The sequence below is a fragment of the Novosphingobium sp. PC22D genome, from assembly GCF_002556635.1.
In the GTDB taxonomy this organism is placed as follows: domain Bacteria; phylum Pseudomonadota; class Alphaproteobacteria; order Sphingomonadales; family Sphingomonadaceae; genus Novosphingobium.
This window is the reverse complement of the sequence record NZ_MWMO01000024.1, coordinates 1-14,333: the sequence shown is the minus strand read 5'-3', so window position 1 is coordinate 14,333 and position 14,333 is coordinate 1. Positions and strand designations below refer to the sequence as shown.

Annotated in this window: 9 protein-coding genes; 4 read left to right on the top strand and 5 right to left on the bottom strand. The window is 63.9% G+C overall.

Features of this window, described 5'->3' with window-relative positions; all coding sequences use genetic code 11:
• Positions 1-81: 81 nt before the first annotated feature.
• Positions 82-1,248 (top strand): glycosidase-like protein, encoded by a 1,167-nt coding sequence (locus B2G71_RS21845; protein WP_141521656.1) that lies wholly within the window; start codon positions 82-84, stop codon positions 1,246-1,248.
• Here B2G71_RS21845 and B2G71_RS21840 read toward each other — a convergent pair.
• The 5 genes from B2G71_RS21840 to B2G71_RS21820 are packed head-to-tail and all read right to left on the bottom strand — an operon-like array spanning position 1,238 to position 8,310.
• Complete coding sequence (locus tag B2G71_RS21840) at positions 1,238-2,065, bottom strand: transporter (RefSeq protein ID WP_098108779.1); 828 nt, start codon at positions 2,063-2,065, stop codon at positions 1,238-1,240. The two genes, B2G71_RS21845 and B2G71_RS21840, sit on opposite strands and share 11 nt — an antisense overlap.
• On the bottom strand, positions 2,049-3,026 hold the full coding sequence (locus B2G71_RS21835) for a response regulator (RefSeq protein WP_098108778.1): 978 nt from the start codon (positions 3,024-3,026) through the stop codon (positions 2,049-2,051). Before B2G71_RS21835 ends, B2G71_RS21840 begins: the two co-directional genes overlap by 17 nt.
• Complete coding sequence (locus tag B2G71_RS21830) at positions 3,023-4,501, bottom strand: hypothetical protein (protein ID WP_098108777.1); 1,479 nt, start codon at positions 4,499-4,501, stop codon at positions 3,023-3,025. The genes B2G71_RS21835 and B2G71_RS21830 overlap by 4 nt, the downstream gene beginning before the upstream one ends.
• Positions 4,498-6,384 (bottom strand): glycosyltransferase family 2 protein, encoded by a 1,887-nt coding sequence (locus B2G71_RS21825; RefSeq protein ID WP_098108776.1) that lies wholly within the window; start codon positions 6,382-6,384, stop codon positions 4,498-4,500. The genes B2G71_RS21830 and B2G71_RS21825 overlap by 4 nt, the downstream gene beginning before the upstream one ends.
• A gap of 3 nt (positions 6,385-6,387) precedes the next feature.
• Positions 6,388-8,310: a cellulose biosynthesis cyclic di-GMP-binding regulatory protein BcsB gene (locus B2G71_RS21820; protein WP_168176451.1), complete on the bottom strand. Its 1,923-nt coding sequence runs from the start codon at positions 8,308-8,310 to the stop codon at positions 6,388-6,390.
• Here B2G71_RS21820 and B2G71_RS24680 point away from each other — a divergent pair.
• The 3 genes from B2G71_RS24680 (at position 8,304) to B2G71_RS21805 (ending at position 14,139) form a co-directional block, all read left to right on the top strand.
• Positions 8,304-8,633: a hypothetical protein gene (locus B2G71_RS24680; protein WP_240530292.1), complete on the top strand. Its 330-nt coding sequence runs from the start codon at positions 8,304-8,306 to the stop codon at positions 8,631-8,633. The two genes, B2G71_RS21820 and B2G71_RS24680, sit on opposite strands and share 7 nt — an antisense overlap.
• Before the next feature lie 180 nt (positions 8,634-8,813).
• Positions 8,814-9,185: a response regulator gene (locus tag B2G71_RS21810; RefSeq protein ID WP_240530291.1), complete on the top strand. Its 372-nt coding sequence runs from the start codon at positions 8,814-8,816 to the stop codon at positions 9,183-9,185.
• Between the two features lie 379 nt (positions 9,186-9,564).
• Entirely contained in the window at positions 9,565-14,139 is a 4,575-nt protein-coding gene (locus tag B2G71_RS21805) for a PAS domain S-box protein (protein ID WP_098108772.1), read from the top strand.
• The last annotated feature ends 194 nt before the right edge of the window (positions 14,140-14,333 follow it).

Below are 14,333 nucleotides of genomic sequence, written 5' to 3'. Positions count from 1 at the left end.
TGAAAAAGAACATTGCATGGCAGATGCGCATGCAGTTCAGGTTCGAGTGCCGGGACCCGTGGAGGTGTGGAGGCCTTCCGCGTGAAGCCGATGCGGCGGGTTTCGAGACGAAGGGACGAAAATGCGAAAAGCGGCATTCAGAGCGAGCAATATGATACCGGTGCCTTCCTGGACGGCACCCGGAACGTTCGCCGGCCGAGCGTGGCCGGGACCGGCATGAGCATTCGGGACGAACCGGTTTCCGGCGATCGCCGCGCGCTTCTGTTGCTTGCCGGGGTAGCAGGTCTGGCCGGGATGGTCGGGCCGGGGTGGGCGGCGCAGCGTGTGTCCGGGCGCGGGCTGAACCTCATCGAGACGGCCAATGCGCCCTACGGCAGCGCCGCGGCAGCGCGGAGCCTCGAAGCCATCGCGTCGCTCGGTGCGAACTGCGTTGCGATCATTCCGTTCCTCTGGCAGGCGCATGAGCATGACCCGCGTATCGTCTATGGCGACGCAGTGCCGCCCGCCCGCCTTCGGCTGGCGATCCGTCAGGCGCATGCGGCGGGACTGCGCGCGATCGTCAAGCCCCATGTCTGGGTGCCGGAAAGATGGGCGGGCAGTGTGCGGATGCGAAACGCAGAAGACTGGGCACGGTGGTTCGCCGCCTATCGTTCGATTGTTGTCCAACTCGCCGAACTCGCGCAGGACGAAGGCGCCGATACGCTGATAATCGGCACCGAACTGCGCCAGACGACCGGCCGGAATGAGTGGGACGAGGTGATCGGCGCGGCACGGGAGCGTTTCTCCGGACGGGTGAGCTACGTCGCGCATGGCACTGAAGAGGCAGAGCGGATCGGGTTCTGGCACCGGCTCGATGCCATTTCGATGTCCCTCTATCCTCCCCTTGGACCCGATAGCGACCGGGAAAGGCGTAGGCGTCTCATCCAATCCACTCTTGCCGCCGCTCATTCCGTTGCGCAGCGCAGCGCCCGTCCGCTGTGCATTGCCGAGATCGGCGTACGTTCGGCGCGCGGCGCGGCGATGCGGCCCTGGGAAAGCGCCGAGGAACGGATCGCCGAACCCGATCCGGCCCTTCAACGGGCCGTGTTGGGTGATTGGCTGGATGCGATCGACGTCGCGCCGGCCGATGGCGTTCTGGTCTGGCGCTGGTTCACGGATCCCGGCGCCGGCGGGATGCTGGATACCGATTTCACCGTGCAGAACAAACCCGCCGAACACATGCTTCGCGCGCGCTGGCTCAGAAGCTGATCCAGACGCCGCCGAATGCCCCGCGCTCGCGCAGGGCATTCTCGCCGCCCAGCGTGCCGAGCCATCCGGCCTGAAGCGACAGGCCCGGTGCAACATCGTAGACCGCGCTCAACTGGGCATTGTGATAGCGGTATCGGTTGAAGATGCCGCGTCCGTCCCCGTCGCTGAAGGTGTTGAAGGACTGCGCCATGACAAGCAACGTTTCGACCGGGCGATAGCCGGCGGTGACGTCAAGATGAAATTCGTTGGGGGGATCGCCGTCGCGCAGGCGGTAGGCGCCCTGGATGTCGACAAACCCGCTGTCCGACCCGGACGCGAAGCCATAGATGCCCCTTAGCCGCGCATCGTATTCGGCGTCGGTGCTGCCGATCTGCGCGAGCACGTCCGGACGCGTGTCGCCGGGTATCCGTACCGTGCCCTGTGCTGCGAGCGACCAGCCGTCGCCCTCGGCAAAGCGATAGCGTGCGCCGACGTCGGTGTAGCCAAGACCGCTGCTGTCGTTGTCCGGTCCTTCGACCGAAACTTCGCGCAGGCTGGGCGTGAGGACCAGCGTGACGTCGTCTGAAACGCGATATTCGGTCAGGAGATAGAGTTCGAGCTTTCGATAGTCGGCGATGTCGATGCGGTCTCCATTGCCGTCATATCCTTGCTTGCTGTTGGAATAATAGAAGGAAGCAATCGCTTGCCAACGCGGCTCCCCCGAAACGGCAGGCGGAATGGTGGTATCCGATTGGGCACGCGCGGGTGGTGAGACGAATGCGGCACAGGTTGCCGCGACAAGAATCAGACACCGCAATGCGCTATTGAATTCGGCCATGCTGTCCTCCCCCGATCCATTCGCGTTCCATTCCCGAGAGCAGACGCGGAGCGAGCGTCTCAAGGTTTTGGTCCATATCCCAGGCAGTCAGTGTCGAAACCGTGACGAACGCGCTGGAAATCGAATTGCCGTGCGGTAGCTCGGCGGCTTCGACGGCCGTGCGAATGCCGCCGCAGGTTTCCGTCAATGCGGTATCCGAAGGCGCACGCGGCTGAACGAGCATGAAGGCGCCTTCGCCGTAATAGCAGGGCGTCGCCGCCAGCGGCGCTGGTACTTCGGAGATGATGCCGGCAATCCGGTTCAGCAACCTTGCGGCTGCGTCGGTGTCATGGCGTCTGGCGAACAGCTCGAACTCGTCGATCTGGACAAGCGCAAGCGCCGCCGAAACGGCACGCTCGCGGCAACTGCGAAGCATGAGTTCTACAACGATGCCGCCCGCAAGCCCTGTGACCGGGTCGATCAGCGTGGCATCCAGATTGCCGCGCTGCAGGTTCCGGTTGCGTTCCTCAAGCTCCGCGTCGCGCAGCAGCCTGCGTTCCAGCTCCCGCCCGAACCGCAGCAGCGTGCGCACACGCGCGAGCAGGTCGATCTGGTTGACCGGCTTGCCGACGAAATCGTTCGCACCGGCAACGAACGCCTGATTCAGCGCTTGCAGATCGCGCGCGCCCGAAAGCATCAGGATCGGGACATGGCGGGTGGGCTCGAAGAGCCGCAACCGGGCACAGGCCTCAATCCCGTCCATGTCGGGCATCACGATGTCCATGATAATAAGCTCGAAGCCTATTCCGGGCGCCTGCTGCGGGGTATTGCCGACGCCGATCTCGTCGAAGGCCTCGCTCGCGGACCGTGCGAATGTCAGATTGCCGAAGCCGCCTTCCTCCAGGAATGCGGCGGTGATGTCGGCCGAATCCTCGGAGTCGTCCACGATGAGAATCCGGGCTGGCGAGCCTGGCGCGGTCATAACGGGGCCTTCTCCCTGCGTGCATAGACGCGCCAGCGCTCGCTGTCGAAGACGCGTACATATCCCGGTCGGCCGAGGTCATACAGTTCGGGAAACATTCGTCCGATCCGGTCGCTGCCGAAACTCGACGCATGGTTGCGGACCACCAGCACCTTGGCGTCGCCGCCGCTGCCCAGACCCGCCAGTTGGAAGGCCTGCGTCTCTGCGCTGAAGATGCCAGCCGCCCGGCCGCGCAACGCGACCACAGCAGGCGCCGCTTCGGCGTCGAACAGGATCCCGTCGTGTTGCTTGAGCACGACGGCCAGTTCGGCGAGGTCGGGGTCAGGCGGCGGCACCGGCTGGCCCAGCGCAGCCCGCCGCCAGCGGTGCGTCTCCGAAGAATCGTCGGCCATGGAGAGGACCAGCGCGCCAATCATGCCTGCGAGGAGAAGCAGCAATGTCTCCCGGCGGGCCGGCCGCTCGTGCGGCCAGCGGACGGCACAGGCCGCCGCTAGGGGGACGCCGAGCCCGGCGACGAGGGCCGGCGAGGGAAGCAGGTCGAATAGCGCCGCCAGGATCGTTGCCGAAACCAGCCATCCGAGGAGTGCCAGGACAGCAAACCGCAGCGGAGGCATTCCCGACGTGCGAACAAACATCGACACGCCGATGGGGCACGCGGCGATGATGCCGATTGCCGCAAGAAGGGCCGGGTGCAGTCCGCGAAGACCGTCGTCCGCGAGGTTCGTCTCGGCCCCGGTGCCGAGTCCCGCGGTTTCGCGGCTCAGGGTATCGAGAAAGTGGAGGGGGGCACCGCCGAAAATCCAGTTCACGTAGAGGAAGGAGGCCGCCGTGAAGAGCAGCGGGAAGAGCAGGACGAGGAACGCCGCCGCCGGCGCGTCTCGCAGGCGATCGGGAGGCATGACGAGCGCGAGGAACGGCAGAACCGCGAAGGTGAGTACCAGCCCCAGCGGGTGCGAGAGGCCGATCAGCACCAGCGCGAGGGCGATGAGGATGATGTCGTTCACCCGATGGCCCCGGCGAAGCTGGAACATGCCGAGCGCCAGCAGCCAGACGCCCCAATGAAGTAGCACGAAGGCGGGACCTTCGGCCACGGCGCGCAAGAAAAGCGGATTCGCACCGAGCAGGAGTGTCGCGGCGGGAGCTGCCCATCTGCCGAAGCCGTTGTCGCGCAAAGTGGCGAACCACCCGCCAACCAGTACCCCGCCGAGCATGGCCGCCAGAAGCGAGGGTGTCGTCGGGCCCAGCCAGGGGAACAGCGAGGCCAGAACAATGCTCCCGAGATAGGAAAGCGGGGGAAAGGCCGTCAGGATGTCGTCGATCGCTATCAGGCGGGCATTGGCGAGCAGTGTGCGGCCCCAGAGGTCTAGACCGCTTCCCGATACATGGCCGCGCGCCTGCAGGGCGAGCAGCAGCGCGAGCAGCGCTGTCCCGGCGAGCAGCATGACGGCTGGGGTCCAGAGGCGGTTGCGCGTCATGCCGCCTGCTGCTCCCGCACCGCCTGCGCGACTTCGGCGGCAGTGTGTTTCGACAGGCCGTGATGCGTTTTTTCCCAGTAGAAGGGTTTGGTGACGAGTTGCCATGCGCCTTTCCAGGCAGCGGCGGACATCAGCGCCCAATACCAGATCACGGTCAGGCTGAACGGCGTCAGTTGAAGCCAGCGGCGGCGAAACGGCGCGAGCATCATCAGGAACATGAAGAGCCCGTTGCCGGCGAGCAGGTTGAACAGGGCCAGATAGAGAAGGATAGGTGGAAAGAGACTGTCGAGCGCGGTCGTCTGGGTGATCGCCCAGATCGCGAAGATCGCCCAGAATACCGGATTGAGCAGCCCCGAAAGCATCGTGCCGCCGATGAAGAACACGAAGCCCAGCGCACCCAGCGTCCCGGTCGTGCGCAGCAGATGTACCGGTCGGCGGATGTGGACCAGAAAGGTCTGCATATAGCCCTTGATCCAGCGTGACCGCTGCCGGACCCAGTTCTTCTGCGAGACATTGGCTTCCTCGAACGTGGTGGAGTCGACCAGCCGGACCTCGTAGCCTTTCTGAGTCATGCGAATGCCGAGATCGGCGTCCTCGGTGACGTTAAACGGGTCCCAGGCGTGAAGTTCGCGCAGAACGTCCATGCGGAAATGGTTGGAAGTGCCGCCGAGCGGGATCGGTACGCGCAGCTGTTCCAGCCCCGGCAGCATCAGATCGAACCACAGCGAGTAGTCGAGTGTGAACATGCGCGTGAGCCAGTTCTCGTCGCGATTGTAGTAATTGAGTCGGCACTGGACGCAGGCGACGTTGTCGGGGGACTGGTTGAACGCGACCACCACCTTTTTGAGCTGGTCGGGCTCCGGCTTGTCCTCGGCGTCGAAGATGACGAGATAGTCGCCGCGCGCGAAGCGGAATGCATAGTTGCATGCCTTCGGTTTCGTCTGCGGTTGCGAGGGCGGCACCCGGATAATCTCGAAAATGCCTTCCAGGCCGAGCCGGACCGCCGCGTCAATCGTTTCGTGGTCGCCCTCCTCGAGCACGATCTTGATGTCGAGTTTCGAGGTCGGATAATCGAGCTTGCGCAGCGCGTTGGCGAGGATGGGCAGCACGTCCGGCTCGCGGAACATCGGCACCAGCACCGTGTAGATGGGAAGATCCTCGTCGCGCAGCATCCGCACGGCGGACTCGATTTCGCGTGCGCGAGCATGCTGCTGGCTGCCCCCCGCCCAGATCAGGATTGCCTTGAAGACAAAGTTCCCGAGATAAAACAGTGACATGATCAGATTGAGAACGATCAGGGTCGCGATCGGGTGCAGCGCCAGCGCAATTGCACCGACGGTTGCCGCCGCCCAGCCGAAAAGCAGTTGGCCGGGCGTGAACACCGTTTGCGCCGACATGACCGGATCGCGTTCGGCGAGATCGAACACGGCGGCGTGACTGAACCGTTCGGAATAGATGTCCTGCACGGCGCGCTGGACATCGGGCTTGGTCGTCACGACGAGTGCGACTTCAGGGCCCCAGGTCCTGCGGATGTAGACGATCGCCTCCGGGCCGGGACGGGCGGTTGCGATATGGAGCCGTCCGTCGCGCACCTGCCACGGCACGGTCAGTTCGCGCATGTAATTGGTTACGTCGCTTTCACGCAGCAATGCCGGATCGGGCGGCGTGTCGCGCAGCCGGACATAGTCCATGCCGAACCGGGCCGCGAGCGTGGCGTAATAGGTGTCGGCGTCGATCCAGCTGCGCGCGAGCAGCACATCGGGCAGACTGGTTCCCCAGCGCAGCGCGAGGCTGCTCGCTTCGTTCAGCTGGGCAAGTGTAATCAGCCCCTGCTCGGCCAGGAAATCGCCGGTCCAGCTGTCGCTCGCGGTCAGTTCCGCCACGGCTCAGGTCTCCGTCCTGCGGGCCTGATAGATCCGCCGCAACAGATAGATGAAGCCGAGACTGACGAGCAGCCAGCCAGCCCCGATCAGCCACAGGTGATAACGCCGGACCAGGTCCGCGATGTCGGTCCGATCGGGATAGCGTATGTCGATCAGACGATCGCGTTGGGTGGAAAAGGCGAGGATCGCACCGTCGCCGTCGAAAAAGGCCACGTCTCCGCGTGAAAGACCGGCCGCATTGATGTCTGCCTCCGCCAGTTGCGCGAAATTTCCGCCGGGACGTATCCACAGGATCGGGCGATCATCATCGCGCAGAAGCTGCACTGTGGTGAGACCCTGCATCGCCGCCCCGTCTATAAGCGTCGCGCCGTCCTCTCCCGCGAGACGCACCTGCCCCTGATCGAAGCGCACGGGGGGATCGCTGCCCTTCGGCGGTGTGGAGGCAACCAGCACATAGGGACCTTCGGGGGGTATCGCGCGATAAGAGATGCGTAGAGGCGTTTCGCCGTCGATCAGAGTGCCGAGCAGCCGGCCGAGCGCGGGCAGCGCCTCCGCTCCGGGGACGACGATGGTTACGCCGCCGGCGAACTGGGGGCCGAGGTCGCTGAAATCCGCCGGGCTTCCGGCCTCGCCAAGCACGACGTGGCTGGAGGGCAGCAATTGCGCGGAATAGCCTTGCGGCGAATAGGCGCAGTCGCCCGCGCGCACTTGCCGCGTAACGCTTACCTCGATACTGTTGCGCGCGGCCGTCAGCCCCTCGGGCAAGTCGAGACGAAGCCGGGTCATCGCGCCGCGCTCGGCTTCCGCGCTGCCCAGCAGCAGTCCGTTCATCAGGACGGTCACGACCGGAGGCGTGGCGCTGCCGTCATCCGCTACGGCGACGTCTACGACGAGCGCGCTCGGCCGCCGGTTCTCGGGAAGCGAAGTTATCGGCAGGGCCAGTGTCCAGGTTCCCCGGTCGGCGATCGACTGGACGGATGTGTCCGCGCCGAGATCGGCGAAGGTAAGCCGCCGGTCCGGAGCGTCATCGGTCGCGCTGGCGGCGTTGGCAACGGCCCCGGATGAGGCTAGCGCCCGCCAGCGGCCATTCAGGAGGCGCGCCGTGGCGACCGGGTCGCTGCCCCCGAGCCGCAATGCCGGAATGCCGCCGCGTTCGACTAGCGCCAGCGACGGATCGCTGGCGCCTGCCAGTTCGATGCGGCTGCGTATCCAGTCGCCTTCGGTGGTGGCAGGCGTACCGCGTGCCATCGCGGCGTCCGGGTTTCCTGCGGCGAGAGTGAGAGCGGCGGCCGCCTGCGCTTCGGTCGGCCGGTCTGGCAGGACGATGCTGCCGGCGCGCGGCATGACCGCGGCTACCTCGGCGACGGTGTCGGCAGCTTTGGGCGAGAGGCCCATTGTCAGCCCGCCTTCGGGCAGGAACGCGAGATAGGCGCCCGAAACACGCTGATCGACGCAGCGATCCTCGGAGATCGCCCCGCTGTAGCGCAGGCGTATGGGAACATAGCCATCGCGGATCATCGCCGGTTCGATCGGCACCTCGATAATGCCGGTTTGCGTCTCGGTCGGCAGCGCGGTCGTCAGCATGGCGCGGTCGCGGACCTCGACTTGCAGACTCCGTCGGCTTTCAAAGGCGGAGCCGCTACGGTAGGGGAGGCGGAGGTGGAGCGTGCGAACGTCGGCGCTGTCCGGAACGGGAAAGAAAAGCTCGCGCGTCCCCGATAGCCCGCTGAGATCAAGGCCGTCGGGAAAACCGAGCTCCCGCAGCGAGATCGTTCGGCGAAGCGTGCCTGCGTCTGTGGTTTCGCCGGCACTTGCTGTTGCTGTGGAAGAGGTTCTTGCCCAGTCCGGCGCCGGCTGAGTCCAGGCATGAAGCGGCAGGACGAGCAGGCCCAGTACTGCGGATGCGGACAGAATGCGCGGTGTCATTGGCCCTCGGCTCGCTCTTGCTTCGCGACGTGACGCAGGCGCCGAAGGTGCGCGCGCAGTTTCTCGATCGATTCGTCTGCAGGGCGCGTTGCGGAGACGCGGATACATACGACCATGTCTTCACCGCTGCGGGCAAGGGCTCCGAGTTCATCGTAGCCGAGTACCGGCGCGGTGCCCGCCAGATCGTGAAGAATACGCTCGAGTTCGGCAAGCGCGCCGGTTTCGTTTCCTGCCGCTACCGCGGCGGCCGCTGTGTCCATCTCGTCGAGACGGGCAGGCAGGCGAGCCGAAAAACGCTCCGCGATGCGGGCCAGCGCGGGTGATGGCGAAGTTGGGGGCATGATCGTTTCATTCTCTCCCTGTGTCGGGCAGGAATACCATGAAGAATGGTTACGATAGGCTTACGGTTCTCTTCCAGAAGGGAAAATTATTTGAACGTAAATTCTTTGCCTTCAGATTATGTCCCTCCCTGGTTGTTGGGAGGACAAATGAGAATCCTGTATGTGGACGATGACGAAGTGCTGCGCGAGATCGCCGCATGGGCGCTTGACGAGCGTGAAGAGCTGGATGTGAGGATGGCCGCTTCGGGGATGGAAGCCCTGGCGATCGTCGATGCCGGAGGCTGGATACCCGATCTTGTCGTGCTCGACGCGAAGATGCCGGAAATGGATGGCCCGCAGACCTTTGCCGGTCTTCGTAAACGGTCGGCACTGGCAGATACCCGCGTTGCCTTCGTGACCGCTGCCGAACGCGGCGAGCGAGACGGCTTGCTTGCCTTGGGCGCCGATGCAGTGATCGGCAAGCCCTTCGATCCCGAAACGCTCGCCGAAACCCTGGTCCGCGTTGGTTCGTCCCCTCGGCGGTCAGTACGCTGAGCCGGTTGCTCCATTCGCTAGATCCGAATGCCGCAGCTCTCCGCGAGTTGTCGGTTAGACGGTTTCCGCGCGGGACACGATCGACAAGGCGAACGGCACGCGCTTGGCAGCCGCGAGGTGACCGTGAAAAGTCAATTCACCCATATCTTGAAGAGGCTCGACGTAAGGAACAGTGCGCCGGTTCTCACCGGGACCAGAGGCGAAGTCGCTTGGTCCGGAAGTGGCGGATAATAACAGAATGAAGTGTTAACGTGGTTTTTGTTTAAATGGGGCATTATAGCGTCGAGGAGACCGTCGGGACGACTTCAACTGATCGGTTGCGACCGAACAGAGCCGCGTTTCGAGCGAAAACGCCAAGGAAAAGGATGGAAGTGGGCTGATGCTCGGCGATTCTTCGCGAGGCATACGGCAGCTGGTGGCAACTCTTGTCCTCGCGGGTCTCTATGTGATGGCCGGCGTGGTCGGGCTGCAGCTTGCCACGCCGCCCGGATATGCCACTATCGTATGGCCAGCGTCCGGGATCGCTGTCGCCGGGCTTTTGCTTTTCGGCAAGCGGCTCTGGCCGGGTGTCCTTCTCGGAGCGTTCGTCGCCAACGCGATCAGTAACGCCGGGATATCCATTGCCGGTATCGAGGCGCGCCTACTCGTCCCCGCGCTGGTCATCGCGACCGGTTCGACGATCCAGACGCTGCTGGCCGCCGCTCTCATCCGTCGAAAGTTCGGGGCGCAACCGAATTTCACCGGGGTGCGCTCGGTGGCGCTGTTCGCGATTCTCGCGGCGCCGCTTCCCTGTGTGGTCGCGGCGAGCTTCGGCGTAGGAGTTCTTTATGGTACCGGCGCTCTCGGGCCGGACGCGGTGGTGCGCAACTGGCTAACCTGGTGGGGCGGCGACGTGCTCGGCATCCTCGTCGTGCTGCCGCTGGCGCTACTGGGGCCCTGGCGAAAGGACTATCTGCTCTGGAAGGGGCGGCCGCTGGTCCGCTTCAACGCGATCATGATCGTCGGTCTGGCAATTTTGCTGGGTCTTACATTCTATTCGTGGAAGTTCGCGCAAGAACGGGTTCACGAACGCAACGAGGCGGCGTTCGCCACGCTGGTTACCGATAGCGAGCAAGCGTTGCGGCATCGCCTCGATTCCTATGGCCAGGCGCTCGACGCGGGTGCCGCACTGTTCGAAGCCACCGACGACGTCAGGCTGTCGGAGTGGCGCAATTTCGTTGGCGTTCTCGATATCCGGAACACGCTGCCCGGGATCAACGGCCTCGGCTTCATCGAAGAGGTCGCTACCGCCGAGGTGCCTGACTTTCTTGCCAGAGCGCGGGCAAGCGGCGTTCAGGATATCGACCTACATCCCACCCTTCCGGCAGAACGCGACGCGTTCGTCATTACGTTTATCGAGCCTCTCGCGATCAATCGGCAGGCCCTGGGCCTCGATATCGCGTTCGAGCCCCGTCGCCGCAGCGCCGCGATCGCCGCGCGCGATACGGGCAAGGCGTGGATTACTCGCCGTATCGAACTGGTGCAGGACGAATCGCGAAGCTCGGGCTTCCTCTTGCTGCGACCAGTCTATGCCAGCGGGGCACCGACAGGCACCGTGGCCGAACGGCGCGCCGCCTTCGAGGGCTGGATCTATGCACCGTTCATCGCGCCACGTTTCATGGCGGGGCTTACCAGCAGCCAGGGAGAGAGCTTCGAAATCTCGGTTTTCGATGGCGATACTGTCGATCCGGATGAACTGATCTATTCCACCGCGGCATCGGGCGATACCCGGGAAGCGAACTACCGAACCACACGGACAATCCGCGTGGCCGGGCATCGCTGGACACTGGTCTGGCGCAGCACGCCCCGGTTCGAGGCGAGCGTGGCCAATCAGGAGCCGGTTCTCATCCTGTCCGCCGGTCTGGCGATCAGCACCCTGTTTGCCATCCTCCTGCTGTTCATGTCTCGCCAGGAGGCCGTCGTGCGTCGGCAGGTCGAGGAGAAGACCCGTGAGCTTGCGGCGCGTGAACAGCTGAATCGGTCGATCATGGATACGGCCCAGTCCGCCATTTTCCTTCTGGACGGCTCTTACCGCGTCCTGTCCGCCAACCATATGGCCGAGCACATGTTCCGCCGCTCATGGGATGCGATTTCCGGTGTCACGCTTCAGGACCTGCTGGGGATCAACCGGATCAATCACGAGGGCGAGATCGTCGAACTGTCACAGTCGGACGGACATGCGGCATTCCTCGATGTTCGCCTCAACGAGTGGGTCGGCGAGAACGGGGAGACGCAGTTCACCGCAATCCTGAGCGATGTTACCGAAATCAAGGAGGCGGAGGCGAGCGCGCGCGAAGCCGAAAGCCGCTTCCGCCGCCTTGCCGATGTCGCTCCGGTGGGAATTTTCGAATCCGGGCTGGAAGGGAATATCCGCTTCGTCAACAGAGCTTGGGCGGACAAGCTTGGCGTGGAGCCGGCCGAGCTCGTCGATCGAGGCTGGCAAAGATTTCTGCCGGAGGAACAAGTCGGTGCGTTGCTTGAGGCGCGCGAACGGGGAGGCGACGGCGAACAGCTGGAACTGGACGTATGCTTTCGCGCCTCGAATGGCGAAAGTGTCTGGGCCCAGACCGTTTACACTCCGGAGTTCGATGAGCGTGGGGAGCTTACCGGCTACGTGGGCGTCGCTATCGACATCACCGAACAACGGCGCGCCGCTGAGGCGCTGAAGGAGAGCGAAAATCTCTTCCGCCTGCTGGCCGAAAATTCGAACGACAAGATCGTTCGCATCGGTCTCGACGGCGTGCGGCGTTATGTGTCACCAGCGAGCGAGCGCATCCTCGGTTTCAAGCCGGAGGAACTTGTCGGTGGAACGTACATGGCAGCGATCCATGCCGAAGATCGCGCGCGTGTTATGGCCACCTACGAAAGCTTGCTCAGTGGAACCACCAATCCGATCTGTCGCTATCGGCAGATGCGCAAGGATGGCAGCTATGTCTGGCTGGAGGCTAACTATCGCCTCGTCGTCAATCCGGATAGCGGCGAACCGGAAGAATTCATCGCCAGCGTGCGCGATATCAGCGCCCGGCGGGAGGAGGAGCTTGCCGCTGCGGAGAACAGCGCGCGTCTGCAGGAAAGCAATCGCCTGCTCGAAATGGCTGAGGCGACCGCGCATATCGGCCATTGGCACGTCGACCTCGCCGGCGGATCGATCTTCTGGTCCGACGAGGTCTATCGCATTCACGGACTGGGCACCGATTTCGAGCTGACGCTCGAAAGCGCGATGGAAGTGTTTCATGAGGAGGATCGCGAAAGGGTCGGCGCCATGGTTGATGCGGCGGCGACCCTAGGGACGCCGATCGATTTTCGCGCGAAAATCGTGCGACCGAATGGGGAAATTCGCCATGTTCTCTCGGTCGGACAGGCGGAGCGGCTTCCTTCGGGCGAGATTATCGGCTTGCTCGGTATCTTCGAGGACATAACCGATCAGACGCTCACCGAGCAGGAACTGGTCGCGGCCCGCGATCAGGCACAGGCCGCGGTACAGGCAAAGGACGCGTTTCTCGCCAACATGAGCCATGAAATCCGCACGCCGATGAACGGGGTGCTCGGGTTTACCGAATTGCTTCTGCACAGTGATCTGGACGACGCGCAGCGGCGCCAGGTGCAGCTGATTTCCGATTCCGGAAAGGCCATGTTGCAGTTGCTGAACGATATTCTCGACCTCTCGAAGATCGAGGCGGGCGAGATGCATGTCGTCAGGGAACCCATTGACCTTGCCCATGTCGTGCGCAGTTCCATCAAGCTTGTCGAGCCCGCCGCCCGCAAGAAGGGTGTTCATCTCACCGTTCGGATCGACCCTGCATTGCCGCACCACGTCTGCGGCGACGCCATGCGCGTGCGGCAGATCTTGTTGAACCTGCTCGGCAACGCCGTGAAGTTCACCGATGAAGGCTCGATCTCGCTGGTCCTGCGCGTGGACGGCGACCAGGCGGAGATCGTGGTGCGCGATACCGGTATCGGCATTCCGGCAGAGCGCCAGCAGGCGGTGTTCGGACAGTTCGTGCAAGCCGATCCGACCACCGCTGGTCAGCGCGGGGGTACCGGTCTCGGCCTCGCGATCACGCAACGGCTCGTGCACCTCATGGAAGGCAGCATCCGCATGGAAAGCGAAGAAGGTATCGGAACGACCTTCTTCGTGCGTTTGCCGTTGTCGCCAGCGGATAAGGCAGTGATGCAGGTGCCGGAACAGCAGCTCTCTGCGCAGGCCGGGGGAACTTTCTCGTCCTTGCGAGTGCTCATCGCCGAGGATCACGACGTCAACCAGGAACTCATGCGGGCAATCGGCGAGCGGCTCGGGCTGCCTATCGATATTGCGCGGGATGGCGTCGAGGCCGTCTCGATGGTCGAGCGTGCGGCGGGGGCGGGCGATCCTTACCGGCTGGTGCTGATGGACGTGCAGATGCCGGAGATGGATGGCATCGCGGCCGCGCGCGAACTGCGCGCGCGCGGATACTCGAAAACCGTTCTGCCGATCGTCGCCCTCACGGCCAACGCTTATGTCGACGACATCGCCGCGTGTCTCGATGCCGGGATGCAGGCGCATCTTTCCAAGCCCGTATCCATTGAGGAACTGCAGCGCACGCTGACGAAATGGGCCGCTATCCCGCCACGCAGCGCGGCCGCTACGTCGGGCGTCAATCCGAAACCCGCGCTCAGGCACCGCTACGAGGCGCGCTGCGCCGATCTGCTGAGCAAGCTGAAAGACCTGAACGAACGGACAGCGATCGGCGAAGACGAAGCACACGACCTTGCCCAGCATCTCCACAAACTTGCGGGAACTGCCGGGTTTTTCGGAGAGGCCCGCTTGGGCGAGGCAGCCGCCGAATTTGAGCACGAGCTTGCCGAGGCCGACACCGAAGAGAAGCGCGCCTCGATCATCGCGCGCGCGCTGGAGTTGCTGCAACAGCGACAATAGCGAGGACAGGGCTCGCTGCGCCGAGGCGTTTCAGCGCGGAGCACTTCGGTTCATCAATGCCGTCGGCAGGCGTCCACATGGGACAATCGCGGGAAGCGAGTTCGTCCTGTTCAGCTAGTCGTCCGTGAACAATGCGATTTTGGCTCTGGGACGGCGCAGGGCCATTCGCGGCGGGCTGTGGCGAGCTGTTGTGG

Bases quoted from the DNA above. Each gene is read 5' to 3' on its own strand.
- B2G71_RS21840 (WP_098108779.1), bottom strand. From the start codon at position 2,065: ATGGCCGAATTCAATAGCGCATTGCGGTGTCTGATTCTTGTCGCGGCA.
- B2G71_RS21835 (WP_098108778.1), bottom strand. From the start codon at position 3,026: ATGACCGCGCCAGGCTCGCCAGCCCGGATTCTCATCGTGGACGACTCC.
- B2G71_RS21830 (WP_098108777.1), bottom strand. From the start codon at position 4,501: ATGACGCGCAACCGCCTCTGGACCCCAGCCGTCATGCTGCTCGCCGGG.
- B2G71_RS21820 (WP_168176451.1), bottom strand. From the start codon at position 8,310: ATGACACCGCGCATTCTGTCCGCATCCGCAGTACTGGGCCTGCTCGTC.
- B2G71_RS21805 (WP_098108772.1), top strand. From the start codon at position 9,565: ATGCTCGGCGATTCTTCGCGAGGCATACGGCAGCTGGTGGCAACTCTT.